Source organism: Buttiauxella gaviniae ATCC 51604 (assembly GCF_001654835.1).
GTDB lineage: Bacteria > Pseudomonadota > Gammaproteobacteria > Enterobacterales > Enterobacteriaceae > Buttiauxella > Buttiauxella gaviniae.
The window spans coordinates 45125-61831 of sequence record NZ_LXEP01000006.1; the positions used below are offsets into that span (position 1 = coordinate 45125).

The 16707-nt window shown below is 51.5% G+C and carries 12 protein-coding genes; 4 read left to right on the forward strand and 8 right to left on the reverse strand.

The window, feature by feature from the left end:
- Nucleotides 1–15: 15 nt before the first annotated feature.
- From M977_RS03920 to fimA, 3 genes are all read right to left on the reverse strand, one after another.
- The gene (locus M977_RS03920) at nucleotides 16–2583 is read right to left on the reverse strand and encodes a fimbrial biogenesis usher protein (RefSeq protein WP_064512367.1); all 2568 of its coding nucleotides are present in this window, start codon (nucleotides 2581–2583) and stop codon (nucleotides 16–18) included.
- 34 nt (nucleotides 2584–2617) lie between these two features.
- A complete protein-coding gene (gene fimC, locus M977_RS03925) occupies nucleotides 2618–3313 on the reverse strand; it encodes a type 1 fimbria chaperone FimC (RefSeq protein WP_064512369.1) in 696 nt (231 codons plus the stop codon).
- A 117-nt stretch (nucleotides 3314–3430) separates the two neighbouring features.
- Nucleotides 3431–3982 (reverse strand): type 1 fimbrial major subunit FimA, encoded by a 552-nt coding sequence (gene fimA / locus M977_RS03930; protein ID WP_064512371.1) that lies wholly within the window; start codon nucleotides 3980–3982, stop codon nucleotides 3431–3433.
- 438 nt (nucleotides 3983–4420) lie between these two features.
- On the opposite strand from fimA, the gene M977_RS03935 reads away from it, so the two are divergent.
- Nucleotides 4421–6832: a DUF3772 domain-containing protein gene (locus tag M977_RS03935; RefSeq protein WP_425339035.1), complete on the forward strand. Its 2412-nt coding sequence runs from the start codon at nucleotides 4421–4423 to the stop codon at nucleotides 6830–6832.
- Nucleotides 6833–7068: 236 nt separating this feature from the next.
- Nucleotides 7069–7560, forward strand: coding sequence for a hypothetical protein (locus M977_RS03940; protein ID WP_157092033.1), 492 nt, complete (start codon nucleotides 7069–7071; stop codon nucleotides 7558–7560).
- Nucleotides 7561–7602: 42 nt separating this feature from the next.
- Here M977_RS03940 and M977_RS03945 read toward each other — a convergent pair whose 3' ends face one another.
- The 4 genes from M977_RS03945 to M977_RS03960 all read right to left on the reverse strand — a co-directional run bounded on the left by M977_RS03945 (nucleotide 7603) and on the right by M977_RS03960 (nucleotide 14380).
- A complete protein-coding gene (locus M977_RS03945; RefSeq protein ID WP_064512374.1) occupies nucleotides 7603–9402 on the reverse strand; it encodes a carbon starvation CstA family protein in 1800 nt (599 codons plus the stop codon).
- Nucleotides 9403–9801: 399 nt separating this feature from the next.
- Complete coding sequence (locus tag M977_RS03950) at nucleotides 9802–11043, reverse strand: cytochrome c (protein WP_064512377.1); 1242 nt, start codon at nucleotides 11041–11043, stop codon at nucleotides 9802–9804.
- The gene (locus M977_RS03955; protein WP_064512379.1) at nucleotides 11040–11594 is read right to left on the reverse strand and encodes a (2Fe-2S)-binding protein; all 555 of its coding nucleotides are present in this window, start codon (nucleotides 11592–11594) and stop codon (nucleotides 11040–11042) included. Before M977_RS03955 ends, M977_RS03950 begins: the two co-directional genes overlap by 4 nt.
- Nucleotides 11591–14380 (reverse strand): xanthine dehydrogenase family protein molybdopterin-binding subunit, encoded by a 2790-nt coding sequence (locus M977_RS03960; RefSeq protein ID WP_064512381.1) that lies wholly within the window; start codon nucleotides 14378–14380, stop codon nucleotides 11591–11593. The genes M977_RS03955 and M977_RS03960 overlap by 4 nt, the downstream gene beginning before the upstream one ends.
- A gap of 203 nt (nucleotides 14381–14583) precedes the next feature.
- Between M977_RS03960 and M977_RS03965 the strand changes: the two genes are divergently transcribed.
- Both M977_RS03965 and M977_RS03970 read left to right on the forward strand, forming a co-directional pair.
- A complete protein-coding gene (locus tag M977_RS03965) occupies nucleotides 14584–15156 on the forward strand; it encodes a nucleotidyltransferase family protein (RefSeq protein WP_064512383.1) in 573 nt (190 codons plus the stop codon).
- A gap of 2 nt (nucleotides 15157–15158) precedes the next feature.
- On the forward strand, nucleotides 15159–16127 hold the full coding sequence (locus M977_RS03970) for an XdhC family protein (RefSeq protein WP_064512385.1): 969 nt from the start codon (nucleotides 15159–15161) through the stop codon (nucleotides 16125–16127).
- A 44-nt stretch (nucleotides 16128–16171) separates the two neighbouring features.
- Here the strand turns inward: M977_RS03970 and M977_RS03975 are convergent, their stop codons facing one another.
- Complete coding sequence (locus tag M977_RS03975) at nucleotides 16172–16642, reverse strand: YehS family protein (protein WP_064512387.1); 471 nt, start codon at nucleotides 16640–16642, stop codon at nucleotides 16172–16174.
- Nucleotides 16643–16707: the final 65 nt, after the last annotated feature.

Consider the following 16707-nt stretch of genomic DNA (forward strand, 5'->3'; position numbering starts at 1 on the left):
ACAGATCCCTGAATCCTATGAACAGGTCGCACTCGCCACGACGATCGCCTGAGTCAGGCTTTCTGGCGGTAATGTAAATGGTGCGAAACACTGTGATCCTTTACCCTCGCCCCACTGAATCAGCAGTTTTCCCTGGAGTGGCAAGCCGCTGAGGTAAATTTGCCCGTCATCACCAACCATACTGGTGATGCCCGTGGTTTCTTCGCGCACCACAGAGCCGAACGGTACCGCTCGCCCACCACGGGTTACGGTGATGATTGTCCGCACGCCCACACGCGCCTTAAATTCCGCACGCACCAATGCGCCTTCCGTTGGCACCACGCTGCTGACGTTGTTTTCAATGTCGGTGTGGTTGTCCATGGTGTTGGTATCGAGAGCGATACGGTTGTGGCGATATACCGTGGCGTAAGGCATCACCGCGTAACCGCGCCAGTCAGTTTTCACCCCGGTCTGGTTTTCGACGCCAACCCCGCTGGCTCCCGGCGCTTTTATTAACACGTTGGTGTCACCAAGCGGCTGGCTAAACGTGATGCCATCTGCGTGACCCACCACGCCGCCAGAAGCCTGCCAGTTGTAGTCATGTTGGTCGCGGTCGTAGTTGTAGCCAAGCCCCAATGTGCCGTAGGTAGCCTGCCAGTTAGCCGTGGCACTTCCGCTGTATCCGTTAGTGTCGCTGTGGCCTTGAGTGACGCTGTAATTGAGGTTTCGGTCTTCAAGTAATGTTCCGCCGATACCTGTTTGCACGGTAGCATCGCCATCTGAGTTGTTACTGGCAGCAAAAGTGGCGTAAGCGTGATCGATGGTGCTGGTGCGCGAATAGCCATGCCCCAGCAAGGTGCTAAATGGCACCGAAAGGTTAAAGGCCATAATGCGATCGCTATCGGCGATCCCGACGGATTTGCTCCACGACATCGAAAGTGAGTAGCTGATCCCGCGCCAGCCGCTGGCATATCCGGCCTGATACCATGTGTTGTTCTGGCTGGTTTCCCAGTAAGTTTGCTGGCTGCCTGAAACATAGAGTGACCCGTAATCACCCAGTGATTGAGAAACGTTGATTTGAAATCGCCCGCGCTTGCTGTAACGCAAGTTGTGGTAGCTCTGCACAACCGGCTCATCTTTGCGTCCACCATCCGCTTCGTCGGCGTATTCGTAGCCTTCGATATTTTTGTATGCCACCTCATCGAGCGTATAAAAACCACGCGTGGAATAGCGATAGCCCAACAACTGGAAGTTAGTGCCGTAACCGCTGAGGGATTTGGCGTACAGGAATCGTAGCGACTGACCTTGATGCTCGCTGTCATCTGCAAGTCGGCTGCGAGCGTGGGTAACATCCATTGAAAGCGCGCCCCACTCCCCGAGGTTTTTCCCGGCTCCCAGCGCCACAGCGGTGTAGTCTTCGGCAAGCTGAGTGCCGCCATAGGCGGTAAAACCGTAGGGTAAACCCGCAATCAGCGTGACCTGGGTGAAGAATGGCGTATCCTGCTGGTCGCTTCCGCTACGGAAATCCCCGGTCACCAGATCGAATTTCAGCCGCCCTTCCCGTTGCAATAACGGGACGGTGGAATAAGGCACGGTGTATTTTTGCTGAGTACCATCTTTTTCTTCGAGAGTGACCTCCAGGTCGCCGCTGGAAGAGGTGGGATTGAGGTCACTGATGGTAAATGCACCCGGTGAAACGTAGCTTTGGTAAATCACAAAACTGTTCTGGCGAATGGTGATTTTGGCGTGGGTACGCGCGATACCGCGTACCGTTGGCGCGTAACCTTGCAGGCTGTCGGGGTACATACTGTCAGCCGAATAGAGCCGCGCCCCGCGAAATCCGAGACTGTCGAACACATCGCTACCTGTGTTGCTGTCACCTAATACCAGCTCGCTTTTGAGTGGAATAATCGTCCGTTGCGCATAGGTGCTGATGTTGTTCCAGCTGTTAGTGTGGTAGCCATCTGCGCGAGTGTAGTTCCAGGCACCGCTGTTACGCAGCCGCCATGCTCCGTAGTTCAGGCCACTTTGCAGGCTTAAATAATAGTTATCGTCGTCGCTGCCATGGTTGCCGGTAAAGCTGTAGTTGAGGAGCGCTGCCGGAACCCCTTCGTCCCACTCCTGCGGCGGTATATAGCCCCGGGCGCTGTTAAGCAGCGATGCCTGCGGCAAGCTGATATCCAGGCGTAGTTTGGCAAAATCAAAATTTGTCTCGGAATCAGGGATCAGCACCGCGAGCGGTACACATTCCCCGGACTTAAACTTCGCAAGCGCCGGATAAGCCAGCATGTTCAGTCCCAGCCGCTTCAACCAGTCAGTGTCAAGGCACGGTACCAGGCCGCTCGATTTTGCTTTTCCGCCACTGACGTCGCTGGCAATAAAACGGAGATCCTGGGTCGAGATAAATTCATCGTTACGCCAGATGTCCACGCGATAGACACCAGGTGCCTGATGGCTGCCTTTTTCAAAACGCGATAAATCCGCCATTGCGGCATCTTCTGCCGACAAAAACCCTGGGTTAAAGTAGCTTTCCCCGGAGCTGATTACCGGCCATAGCGCGGCCATTATCATCGCCGCAAGCGGGGTGACTGACTTGTTGATCATCTGCCAGATATCCTTGTTGCACAGATTACCTGCATTACAGCATTACGCCCGCTTGCACAGGCGTCACCGCACCATAGTCATTGACGGTCTGGAAGGAGATAGCACCTTTTAGCGCGGTCGAAACCACCACGTGCGACACGCTTTTTGGCGCGACCATGGTATTAGCCAGTTTCTCGTTGCCAATTTTAAGATTGACCGTGCTGACGTAATACGGTGAAGGATTGTGAATACTCAGTTGCTCGCCGTTGCGGCTAAAGCGCAGTTGTTTCAGCGCCTCTTCTGGCTGCATTTGCAGGTTTTTAGGGCGCACAAACAGCTTGATGCGCGACAAAATCGCCAGTTGCAGTACGTTGCTGCCTTCGAGATTATTTTTATCGACCGAAGGAATCGCTTTCACGTTCATCCAGAAAATAGTTTCGCGGTCTGTTGGCAACGCTGGCCCGGCGTAAATAATACGCAGTGTGTTTTCGCTCGAGGGCTCACTAACAAAAAGTGGAGGCGTGACAATAAAACTTTTATCTCTGGCACCTGCACTATTTTCAATCCACGAGTTCACCAGAAAGCGTTCTTTGCTATCGCTATTATTAATTGAGAGCGAAGTTTGTTTTGCCTCGGCAGGATAAATAACCCGTGTCGCACCCAATGCAACGCCTCCGGCAGCTTGCGTATTAAAGCACAGCATTAACAGGCACAGCATTATGGCCGAGCATTGTTTAAATAAAGTCGTCATTACACGGCACCATCATTATTACTATTATTAAAATCTTTAATTCAGAAATAATGAATTTCTGTTCGTCAATAAAAGAAGCCTCATTTCTGAGGCTTGCGTTATCCCTACAAAATTTGATTATTCGTATTTCATTACAAATGTCGCATCAGCGTTGGCCTGGCCTGCTGTTGCGATGGCTGCGGTAGATTTATAGCGCGCGGTGAACGGCAGGGTGTTCGTCCCGTCAATCAGTGTCTGCGCGGTGGAGAAGACAGTACCATCCGGGGTCAACACTTTCGATTTGCTATCGAGGATTTCGATACCGACGCCACCTGCCGTGGTGCTGTTGTCACCCGAGTTAATCGCCAGAAGCGTAGGGTCGGTGCCATCAGTCTGGCCTGAGAATGAGACAGAAGCCAGGGTGGAGACTGTGGTATCGCAATCGTTAAGCACGATGGTGAATGGGATCTGCGCGGAGGTGTCACCCACTTTAGTAAACTCCGCCGTACGGTATTGGCCCAATTTCACCGTTTGATCGGAAGACTGCGTGCTCACCGCACAGGCCGCATTCACCAGTTCACCTTTAAAGTGAACCGTACCGCCATTTACAGTCACTACATCGGCCTGTGCTGCACCGCTCACTAATGCAATACCTGCAACCAATGAGGACGCAATTTTGCTGAATTTCATCGAGATTCCTTTAATTATTTAATTACCCTTATTGAATAATGCATCCTTCATTATTCCAGTGAATAACCGGGGCCATAGATAGTCCATCCCCTCCCCTCAATCCTTAAGGAGATATTTATTTATCGTCATCAATGAAGTCTAAATTAATATTTAAAACACCATCTCTTCGACGATGAGTAATTTAAGTCAAATAAACATTTAATAACATGTAACAAACCTTTATCTTGCCTCAGTAATGTCCTATTAACTTCTAAGATATCGACCAACGACTTCAGGATGGATGAGTGATGCTGACGAAGAAGCACCATGAAGGGTGACGCTGGGTGAATGAAACAGATAAAACCTGGTATACTCAGCGCCAATTCAAGATATTCTTAGTAAATTCTTTTTAAGCCGCTAATTTATTGATTCACTGGATCTGTCCTGATGATACCCAAAATGTTAAAAATGCCGCTGCTGCTGGCATTGTTGTCTTGTTTAATGGTGATGTCTTTCCCGTCTCATGCGGATGACCCTACTGGGCAAACAGCCAGTGAAGAGCCGGTTAAGATCAATGCCAGCACGGTAATTCCCGCGTTGCAAAAGCGCCTGGATTCACTTAAGCAGCGAGTGTCCACGGCAAAAACCGATAAACAATTCACCAGCCTAAATGACGATTCGCAAAAATTGGTGAGTGAAGCCGATAAGCTCGCCGTTGCACTGGCACCGCAATTAACTCAGGTTCAGGCACAGTTGGATGTTCTTGGACCGGCACCGGCACCAGGTGCACTGGCCGAAACACCGCAAGTTGTAAGCCAACGCAAACAACTGAACAACAGTAAAACTTTGCTCACCACACAAATCGAGCAAACCAAAGCCATTGCAGTTGCCGCGCAAAACCTCTCTTCGCAAATCTCTGGATTGCGCCGCGATGCGCTGAAAACACAAATTGCCCTGAATACCGGCAGTATTCTTGGCGAAAAATTCTGGTCACCCGTATTCGAACCCAACGACAAAGACGCTGTACGCTTCGGTGAATTTGGCGCTCAGATTAGTGATGCCTGGGCCGAGGCCTGGAGCGATGAATGGCGAATAGGTTCGGGTATCTATCTGTTACTGGCGCTGGGGATTGGGGTATTTGGTCGTTTCGGGCTGGATAAACCAATGAACTGGATTCTGCCTCGCTGGCTGCCGCAAGGCCGTTTTCGCCGCAGTTTCCTTGCCTGTTTCACAACCTTGAGTACTACGCTAACGCTGGGTATCAGCATACAATTGCTGTGTTATACCTTCACGCGCCTGCCTGATACCTCACCATGGGTTAATGAGTTTGCCGGACAACTGGTCGAGCTGACCTATTTTTCCGCGGTGATTGCCGGTCTTGGCATCGCATTGCTATCTAATAGTCACCCTTCCTGGCGTCTGCCGGGTATTGCCGACCCGCTGGCAAAAACGTTGGCGTCATTCCCGATTTTACTGGCAGCCTTCATATTTATCTTCGGTATCATCGAGCAGTTGAACTCGCTGGTTGGAGCGAGTATTGATGCCACGTTATTTGGTAATGGTCTGGCCGCTTTGCTAGTTGCGCTCAATTGCCTGATCGCACCTGTTCGTGTCAACCGGATACGCAGGCAAATGCGTGCTGAAGGCGAGCAAACAGAAGCGCGTTCAACCGTTGCGGGTCTTATTCACCTCATCATCAGCCTCACCGCTTTGGTTATCTTGCTGGCGCTGTTGATTGGCTACATTCCACTGGCCCGTTTCGTCACCTTTGAATTGTTGTGGATTGGCCTGGTGGTTTGCAGCCTGTATCTGCTGATTCACTTCGTGGTGGACTTGTGTGAAGCAGTATTCTCCCCGTCAACCCACAGCGGGAAAATTCTTAAAAGCACGCTAAGTCTCAACGACCGCCATCTGTCGCTTGCCGCGACTCTGTTCTCAGCGGTTGGGAAGACATCACTGCTGGTAATGGCAGCAGTCGCTTTGCTTAACGGTACCTTCGGCACTACGACGCCAATGGAGTTACTGACTAAAATCGCTGATATGTGGGGTGGTAAAGGCCTCGAAGGGATGAACATCATCCCGGCACATGCACTTAATGCGGTGTTGTGTCTGGTGGTGGGTTGGTATGTTCTGCGCTCTACTCGTCGCTGGCTGGATAACGATTTCCTGCCAAAAACCAATATGGACCGCGGCCTGCGTGCTTCGCTGGTAACGCTGTTCACCAACGTCGGTTACGTGCTGATTATCATGCTCACGTTGTCGATGCTCGGTATTGAATGGAACAAACTGGCCTGGATAGTCAGCGCCCTGTCGGTTGGTATCGGTTTTGGCTTGCAGGAAATTGTGAAGAACTTTATTTCCGGCTTGATTCTGTTGACCGAGCGTCCGGTAAAGGTGGGCGATCTGGTTAGTATCAGCGGGGTTGAGGGTGATATTCGGCGTATCAACGTACGTGCCACAGAGATTCAATTAGGTGACAAATCAACGGTAATTGTGCCGAACTCGCAGCTAATTTCGCAAAACGTGCGTAATGCTACGATGGGGAATGCACAAGGTGTGGCAACTATATCTCTGACTTTCCCATTGGATATCGACCCTGAGCAAGTCCGTAATTTACTGCTCGAAGCGTATAACCTGCATGAATCGATTCTGGAAAACCCTCAGCCCTCAGTCAGCTTTAAAGAACTGGGGCCAACCGGGATTGTGCTGAGTGTTACCGGTTATGTGAATAGCCCGCGAATGGTCAGCTCAACGCGCAGTGACCTGCTTTATGAGATCCTCAAAATGCTGCGCGCGGCAGGCATTAGCCTTAGCCAGACACAAACGATGATCCTTGAACAGCCGACAACTAAGGCTGTAATAGAGGAATAATCAACAAAGCCACTGGCCGTCCATGCGCCAGTGGCTTTCGAATGTAAGAGTCAAAACACCTCTCATTGGCCAATCATTATTTTTAAGAATACTTACCGAAAACACATTCATGAAATTGATTTATATCAACAACTGCTAACGTACTGGGCAGCATTATCTCGCCACGAAAATACATTCCACTTCTTAAACTTTCCCAATGGGTAATAATTAAGAAGATCTAATTTATAAGAGAGTTAATGATGAGCAAATTCAACGTAGCAGTAGCAGCCCTGGTGGGCGGAATGTTGTTGTCTCCTGCAGCGATGGCACTCGATTTGGCCAACGGTAGCTGGAAAGGCGCAGGTGATTCAGTAAAAGTCGTGGTTAACAATAAAGCCGTGACAATTAACGGTAAAAAAGCGACCCGAACCATTAACAATCCTGATTTCGCAGAGTGGAAAGGCGCTGGCTACACCCTGAGCTTCACCCGTAGCGGTGATGAAATGAGTGGCGAATGGTCTGCACCGCATAAACATGGCGCACTGCAACAAGTCAACAGCACCAGTACCTCAAGTGCGAAGAAACTCGAGAAAAAAGATCTGATGGACTTAACTACCAGCCAGGTAGAAGCAAAACTTAAAGCTGCAGGCTGGAAAGAAGTGTACCCGTATACCGAATACACCCTGAACGGCCAGCGCGTGAAGATTCAATACCGCGCCGATCACGCTAACTCAGTCATTTTTCAGTAAGTAAAAAGGCCGGTCAGGGATGACCAGCCTCAACTTTAACTATCAGGAAAGCAACTCAATAGGTTCTGAATTCCCGCGAGCGCGCCACAGCACGACCCAGCGTTGAATCGATGCCACCATAATCACCAACCCCAACAGCACCATCACAATTGAAATCGTCCCATTGAAAATGTTGAAGCCTTTGGCTGCACTATTGAAGTAGACGTTTTTCACCATCCAGTAAGCCGCGTAGTTTACCGTCACATACAGATAAGACAGTGGCACCAGGCAGGTCAGCACGTACCAGCGTTTTTCTGACATACGCAGAATAATGGTTGCGCCAATCATCAGACCAATTGAAGCCATTAGCTGGTTAGAAACACCAAACAATGCCCACACTGAGTTGATATCGCCCGAGTTCAGCAAATAGCCCCACAAGACGCAAGCGACGATGCTGCAACCAATTGCACCCGGCATCCAGTTAGTGCGTTTGAGTGGTGGCCAAATATCACCGAGGAAATCTTGCAGCAAGTAGCGTGCAACGCGAGTACCGGAGTCTACGGCTGTCAGAATAAATACTGCTTCAAACATCACTACAAACTGGAAGAAGTAGGATGCCAGATGGCTGAACCACGGAATACGCGTAAAGATATCGGCCATACCGACGGCAAGTGTTACAGCCCCACCAGTACGCCCATAAAGGTCAAGACCGATAGATTCGCTAAGCTGCGGCAAATTCACCACGTCCATACCAAGGCCAGCAAATACTTCGCGCGAGGAGTTAATGGCAAAGTAGTCAGCAGGATGCAAAGAGGTGGCAGCGATAAGCGCCATCACGCCGACTACACATTCCGCAAGCATCGCACCGAAAGCAACGGGCAGAATATCGTTCCATTTGTCGATTTGCTTAGGTGTGGTACCGGAACCGATGAATGCATGGAAACCGGAAATCGCGCCGCAGGCGATGGTGATAGAAATAAACGGCCATACCGGACCTGCCAGTACTGGGCCATTACCATGGATGAACTGCGTCACCGCCGGGAACTGAATTTCCGGGTTAATGAACACCACACCAACGACCAGCGCACCGAACACGCCGATTTTCATAAAGCTTGAGAGATAACCACGTGGTGTCAGCAGCATCCAGACAGGCAGCGCGGTAGCAAAGAATGCATAGAATGGCAGGACCAGACTCACTGTTGAGGCACGTAAACTCAACCACTCGCCAAATGAAGATTCCTGAATGTATGGGCCAATCACCACGCAGGCGAAGATAACAATAATCCCAACCCAGGTCGCACCGCGCATACTGCCGGTATAACGCTCCCAGAGCCCGACGCAAATCGCTACAGGGATAGTCATAAACACAGCGAACGTGCCCCATGGGTTACGTTCGAGTGCATGCACCACCACCATCGACAAACCAGCCATGGTAATGGTAATGATAAATAGCATAGCAAGACCGGTACACCAGCCAGCCACCGGACCAAGTTCCGCTTTTGCCACTTCTGAGAGTGACTTCCCGCGGTGTTTCATCGAGGCGAAAAGCACTACGGTGTCGTGCACTGCGCCCCCCACCACACATCCGATAAGCAGCCATAAGAAGCTTGGCAGATAACCGTATTGTGCCGCCAGGACAGGGCCTACTAACGGCCCTGCTGCCGCGATTGCGGCAAAGTGACTGCCGAAGTTAACCCATTTTTTTGTCGGGACGTAGTCTTTGCCGTCCTCAAGAATATGTGACGGTGTGATTTCTGAGTCATCTGCATTCAACACTTTACGGACGAAAAACACCCCGTAAAGGCGATAGCAGATGGTAAGAATGCACAGGGTCGCGATAACAAATGTTAGTGCGTGTTGCATAACCCACTCCAGAGCCAAAGATAAAAAGTTCAGGGCTATGCTGGCATGGGTTGGGATTGCAATAAGCGGGAGTTTTGGTGAGCGGTTGTATTAGTGTGTGAGCGGTTAGAAATGGGGGGGTGAGTGGTATTTCGTTCACCCTGGTGTGCGTTTCCTATGGCGGAGCGGTGATTTTACGTTCACCCGAACGTCATTCGATCCCACATATTTCGGTGAACGGTGAACGTGCCAAGGAGAGAACGCCCTCTCCTTGGCAATCCTGGCGCCGGCAAGTCAATCGCCGGGCGCGCCAGGGGGCTGGCGTGAGCCACCTGGCACGTTCACCGTTCACTAACCTATGTAGGATCAGTGAACATTCGGGTGAACGGAATATTCACCCTTCAGGCATAAACGTCCAGTTTACTTCTCCACCCTCAGCGCCTTCACTTGCTCGGCAGTCACATCCCCCGGCAAACCACCCCATGTCACTCGCAGGTAATTCACCAGTTCCGCAACTTGCTCATCGTTCAGGCGCTCACCAAAGCCCGGCATGCTTTGCATACTTTCCCCGTTCGGGAAGTTCTGCGCAGGCAGGCCATCGAGCACCGAAACAATCAGGTTTTTGGCATCCGGCTGGCGCAGCGTCGCGTTGTTCAGCATCGACACCGCAACGTGCGGTTTGCCCTCGCCTTCACGGGCATGGCATCCAGCGCACTGGTCGAGATATGTCATCCGCCCGGCTTCGTTACCGTTCCCGAGTGCTGCAGGCACTGCCGCTGGTGGCGCTTCGCCCATCAAATACGTTGCCATCGCTTTTTGATCGGCAGCCGTCAAATGCTGAGTACTGAGGTCAACCACCATATGCATTTCGCTAAACGCGCTGCCTTGCGGGGCAATCCCAGTGGTGAGGAATTGCTGTACATCCTGCGGCGTCCAGCCTCGCTGCGCTAATGCTTTTGGTGTGATATCAGGTGCCATAAAGCGGCCGAGTTCTCCGCCCTGCATCGCTTTGTCGAGTTTCATCTGACCGAGTAAACCGCGCTCGGTATGGCATTCGCCACAGTGCCCAAGCACATCAGCCAGATAACGCCCACGATGCCAGTCCGGTGAATCACCCGTTGAAATTGCAGGAAGCGGATCTTTGTCATGGAACATAATATTCCAGCCAATCAACGCAATACGCTGGTTGAACGGGAAGGCCATTTCGTTATCCGGCGTCTTAACATCCACCGCCGGGCGCGTCATCAGATAAGCATAAATATCGTCTGAATCCTTACGCGAAATATTTTTGTACGAGGTGTAAGGCATAGCCGGGAACAGATGACGCCCGGTTGGGGTAACGCCTTCGGTCAGCGCTTTGTAGAAATCATCTTTCGTCCAGCGGCCAATACCGTAATCGGCAGAAGGCGTCAGATTGCTGCCGTAAATTGTGCCATATGGGGATTCCAGCGGGTAGCCGCCAGCTAATGGAGCACCACCAGAAGCGGTGTGGCAAGCCGCACAGTCAGCAGCTTTGGCCAGATAACTACCGCGTTCGATTTGATCTTTACTGGCGGTGACTTTTTGTACCGGGCCGTCATAAGTGCGATATTCCCGCCAATACAAAATGGCGACAAGAATGACTACAATTGCCAGCACAATCAGTGCGAGACGTTTTTTCATTTCACCGTCTCCTTCAGAAGCCCCGGCGTTTTCAGCACCACGTCACGCACCGCTTCGTAATAACGAACGTAGCCTGTACAGCGGCAGATGTGGTTTTCCAGCGCATGTGAAATCGCACCTTCCAGCTCTTCACGTGCAATCGGTTGGCGTTTGAGTTTCTCGACAAAAATCGTTGCTGCGTTAACAAAGCCCGGCGTGCAGTAGCCGCACTGGAAGCTGTAGTGGTCGAGGAATGACTGCTGAATTGGCGACAGTTCTACGACGTCGCCCTGCTCATCAACTTTTGCATGCCCTTCAACGGTGCGGACTTTTTTGCCGTTAAAGAAATGGGCACCGGTAATACAGGTGCGCACTTCTTCACTGGTGCCGCTTGGGTTATCAACAATCGCCACACACGCGTGGCAAATGCCCTGTCCGCAGCCCAGGCGAGAGCCGGTCAGATAGACATATTCGTGCAGGAAATCGATCATCATCAACCCTTCTGGCACATCAATTGGGCCATACGGTTTGTTGTTGATGGTCAGGGTCATTGGTTTAGTTTTGATGCTCATGGTAATACCTCACGAATATTTTCTGCACGAACGGGCAAATCACGGAAACGGTGGCCGGTGGCATCGGCAATCGCATTCACAATCGCGGCAACAACCGGGATCATCACGACTTCAGCCATGCCTTTTGGTGGGTCAGTTTCCGAAAGTGCGGGGAGGATATCGCCAGTCTGTTTCCAGACTGCAACATCGCTGGCTCGCGGCAGGTGATAACGGTTGAAGTTCCATGTCCCGTTGCCCGGTCCGTCTTCATAGAGAGGTAAATATTCGTGTAGCGCATGGCCGATACCCATCGCCAGGCCGCCCTGCAACTGCCCGGATACCAATTCCGGCACAATTAAATTGCCGCACTCCATAATCGAGTGATGGTTCAGCAGTTCGACATCGCCGGTTGCGAGACTTACCGCAACTTCGGCGAGTGTGCCGACCGCGCTATAGTAGGTCACCGATGCGTTGTTACGCTGAGTTGGCGGATAGTAGACATGTTCACGAGCAAGCGTTACGAATTCGCCATTGCCGTTACGCACCGACAAGCCGTCAATCGGCAGGCGTTTGCTTTGTTCGCCAATTTTGAAATCGGCTTCTGCCCATTGCCAGCGGTTAAAGACATGCACTGTGGCGCCGGTCATTAACCCCATTTCATGGGCTTTTTTCGCCACCAGCTCAAGGCTTAAAATTTCCATACCGGCAGCGGTTAGACCGCCTTCTACCCAGCGGGCGTCTTCGATACGCACCACTAAAGGTGCTGCCTGGCCGCCGCCAATTCCGGTGGTCCAGATTGCCATTGCCGCCGGCCACAAGCCGTGTTCGAACACTAAACGCGCCGCTTCACGCGTGCTGTGCGAGAAGTAATAAGCTGAGTTACTGGCACTCGATGGCGAACAGTACGACGGTGACCAGGATGGATCAGCAGCCAGTTTGTCCTGATCTTCCTGGGACATAATGTATGGGTCACCACTGGTGACAATCGGCAGCGAACTCCAGTCGGTGACCGAGAAATGCGCTTCGTCTGCCGGTTTGCCCAGCCATTGTGCGCACAATACGGACTGTGATGTTGACATACCGGTGCCCATTTCCGCACCGCTGTGATGCAGCACAATACGCCCATCGGCACCGACTTCTACGCGCGCAAAGGAGGTTTCAGCCCCGGTACCAAAGTCTTTTTGTACGCAACCAAAGCCCACGCCGTAGCGTTTACCAGGGTTTTTCATCTCAAATTCGGCTTTCCGTTCGGCACGTTTGATCCAGATTTCATTTTTCGCCGCTTTAGCCAGCACTTCATCAACACGAATCGCACCAGCAGGAATCGCACCCTGGGTGTTTTTCATGCCAGATTTCAGCGCGTTACGCATACGGAATTCAATCGGATCGATTCCCAACTCGTCAGCAATTTCATCCACCATCATTTCGGTAGCGGCCATACTTTGCAGCGTGCCGTAACCGCGCGCGGAACCGGCGTCGATAGCGCGTGAAGCCACGCCCACCGCCGACAAATCACTTTTCGGGAAGTAGTAAATAGACTGCGCCGCCGTCGCGCCCACCATTGAGACTGACGGGGTAAAGTTGCTGCGTCCGCCGCCGTTGGCGGTCATATCGCCCAAAAACGATTGCAGAATACCGGTCTTTTTATTCACCGCGATGGTGTAATTCATATCGAACGCGTGGCGTTTGAGTGCGCTCTGGAACTGCTCGTAACGGTCGTTCGCCAGACGTACCGGGTGACCGTCGCCATACATTGCGGCAACCGCACCGTAATACGGGAAGTTGTAATGATCTTTGGAGCCATAACCCACGGTGTAACACGGATGGAGAATAAGCTGTTTTACCGGCTGCGTGCGTTTTGCCAGCATGCGCGGCATCTCGTCAGCTACTTCCTGCGGGGATTGCGTTGGCACCACCATATGCAGCGTTTGCGTCGCTTCATCAAACCAGCCGTTGGCGTTATCCGGTTCAAGGGCGGCGGTGTCGATGGATTGCGTGGTGTAGCGGCGTTGTAGCACCAGCCAGTCTTCAGGCGGGTTCTTAAGTTCATCTGCAATCATGCCCGCGTAATACATGCCTTCCTGATCCAGCTTGCCGCCTTCTCGCCCTTCAGGCCAGACCGGCAAATGCTTTTTCATCGATACCGGGAAAATCGGCATGTCTTTCAGGCTGGAGAAATGATCGTCGTCTTGCGAGGTGGCGCCACCGACGCGCACAAAGCGGAATGTGCCCCACGGGTCACGTTCCAGCGGGCCGGTTTCGGCACCGTACTGAATCACTTCGTCTTTAAATTTCAGTTTGTCTTTGGCAAAGCGGAAACGGGCAAAATCGTGGTAAATCAGGATGGCAACAGCTTGCCCAAGATACGCCGGCGTTTTGCCGGTCGGCAGCAACATGTCTTCACCGTAGAACGCCGGGAATGCCAGGCCATCACGCGCCAGATCTTCGGCAGTCACCAGGCGATCGGGTTTCAGATCATCGTCCAATAAGGAGAGATCGATACCGCTAAACAACCTATCGGCTTTCGTGGTGCGCAAAATAAAGGCGTGAGCCTGTTTCTGCGGCCAATGAGGCATGTCTACCGCGCGAATATCGCGGGCAAAGACTTTCTGCCCCATCACTTTTGATTTCCCGTCGATTCGGAAACGGATGCGCTTATTTTTGGCATCCCAGTTCGGCGAGTGAAGGATTTTTTGTTCAAATAGCGCGGCATAAGCACGGCTATAGAGAGGGGCAAGATACACCGCGACTCCGGCAACCACCGCACGTTTAATAAAACTGCGCCGTGATGGATTAAAATTGCTCATAAAACGTCCCGTTTAAAATTATTATTGTCTTTTTTTCAAACAATTATGCGTAGATCTTATACATTTCCGTAGTGAATATAAGTATATATATTTAAGCTAAATCATGTGAGAATTAACATCTCATTTTCATAAAAAAAACATTGTTGCGCAAATTACTCATGGCATTGCGTAATCAGGAAGGCAGTGAGGAATCACCCTTGAATATGAAAGCGGGCATTATTATTGCCGCCGCAGGATGTGCCGAACGCTTCAAAAAAGCGGGCGGCGAAGGCAATAAACTTAACGCGTTGCTCAACAGCAGCAGCGTGTTTGCGCAAACGCTACGTAATGCACTGGCTTCTGGCCTACAAGTGCATGTAGTGACGCGGCCGGAAAACAGCCAGGTTCAAGCGTTGTGCCTCGCACAGCAAGTTCGCGTTACACTGATTGAAAGTTCTGGGTTGGGTGAGTCGATCGCTGCCGGTGTTCGCGCAAATGCGAACTGGCAAGGCTGGCTGATTCATCTTGCGGATATGCCTTTTGTTCCACCGGCTGTGTTTGTGGAGGTGGCAGATGCACTGAAATCTCACACGCTGGTGCGGCCATGCGTTAGCACGCAACCGGGTCATCCCGTGGCCTTCGACCGTAACTGGTACAGCAAACTCAGTCAGTTAACCGGTGACAACGGCGCGCGTGAGTTGTTATGTGGCGAGTCCATGCACCTCATCGAAATTAAAGATGCCGATTCCCAGCGCGATATTGATCTCCCATCACAACTGGTTCAAAGGAGTGAGTAATCATGCAACACCTTGATATTAGTGTGATTTACCAGGCTCGTGAATGGCTGGAACAACAACCCGTCTGGTTATGTACGGTTTTAAATACCTACGGTTCCTCACCCCGCTCACCAGGGGCGTTAATGGTGGCAACAGCCGACAATCATTTTTGTGGTTCACTTTCCGGTGGCTGTGTAGAAGAGGATTTTTTGCAGCGTATTGCTCAGGGTGAATACCAGCAAGCCAGCCAGATTGTGCGTTACGGCGAAGGCGGATTAGAGCCAGGAATTGCCCTGCCCTGCGGTGGCGTGCTGGATATTTTGGTCGAATATCTCCCTTCTACCCCTGGCAATATTACGTATCTGGAAAAGATGGCCGCGGCGCTAGGTGGCCATTTTTCCTTGCAGAAACGTCTGACGCTTCCTGAGCCTTGTCGCCACCTTGAAGTTACCGAATTTGCCGATATCACCCAGGTTGAGCGCAACGGGCAGCAGATTACCGTGCATGTTGCCGCAGCACCGCGCTTACTGATTGCAGGGCTCTCGAGCGTTGCGTTGTACTGTGCCGATTTTGCCAGCTCGCTGGGTTTTGAAGTGTTGGTTTGTGAGAATCGACCAGACGCCTTAGAGAATTTCGCCGCCCAGCTTAAACCGGGTATTACTCTGCTCAGGCAGTTCCCTGCGAATTATCTCGAGCAACAAAGTTGCCACGCCAACACGGCGATTGTCGCGCTAACGCATGATCCACGTATGGATGACCTGACGATGATGGAAGCGGTGAACACGCCTGCGTTTTACATTGGGGCGATGGGGTCGCAGAAGAACAGTGCGCGACGGTTGGAACGATTACAGAAAATAGCGGAATTAAACCCGACTCAGTTACAACGCATTCACGCCCCTATAGGCTTGCCATTGGGGAGCAAAACTCCGGCGGAAATTGCACTGGCGGTGATGGCAGATATTGTGAAGCGCAAGAATGAAGCGCGGGGATAATTTTTTGGGTGGATGTGCGCAAGCGACATCCACCGCAATAAATCTTACTTCTTCGCTACGTGTACGCGAGCAGTTAAACCACGCAGGAAATAGCGCAGGAACTGGTCGCCACATTCGCGGAAGTTTTTGTTCTCTGGTGCACGCATCATCGCGGTGATTTCTGGCATAGAGATACGGAATTCTTGTGAGGTCAGAATTTCCAGCACGTCATCGGTTTTCAAATCAAACGCAATACGCAGTTTTTTCAAGATGATGTTATTAGTCATCTTGCGTTCAATTTTTGGCGCAGGCTTGCTTTCGTCTTTGCCGCGCTTGAAGTAAATCAGGCCGTTCAAGAAGTTTGCCATCAGGATATCCGGGCAAAGTTTAAAGTTCTCTTCGTCTTCTTTTTTGGTCCAGGTAACAATCTGCTCGGCAGTAACGGCAGTGTCGGTCAGGGCGAAGATTTTCACCATGTCGTCGTTGCCCAAATTCAGCATGTAGCGCACGCTGCGTAATACGTCGTTATTCATCATAGTGGTGATTCTCTCGTTCAAAATCTTGCAAAGCGGGCAGTATATCGGCATGACCGCATATACCC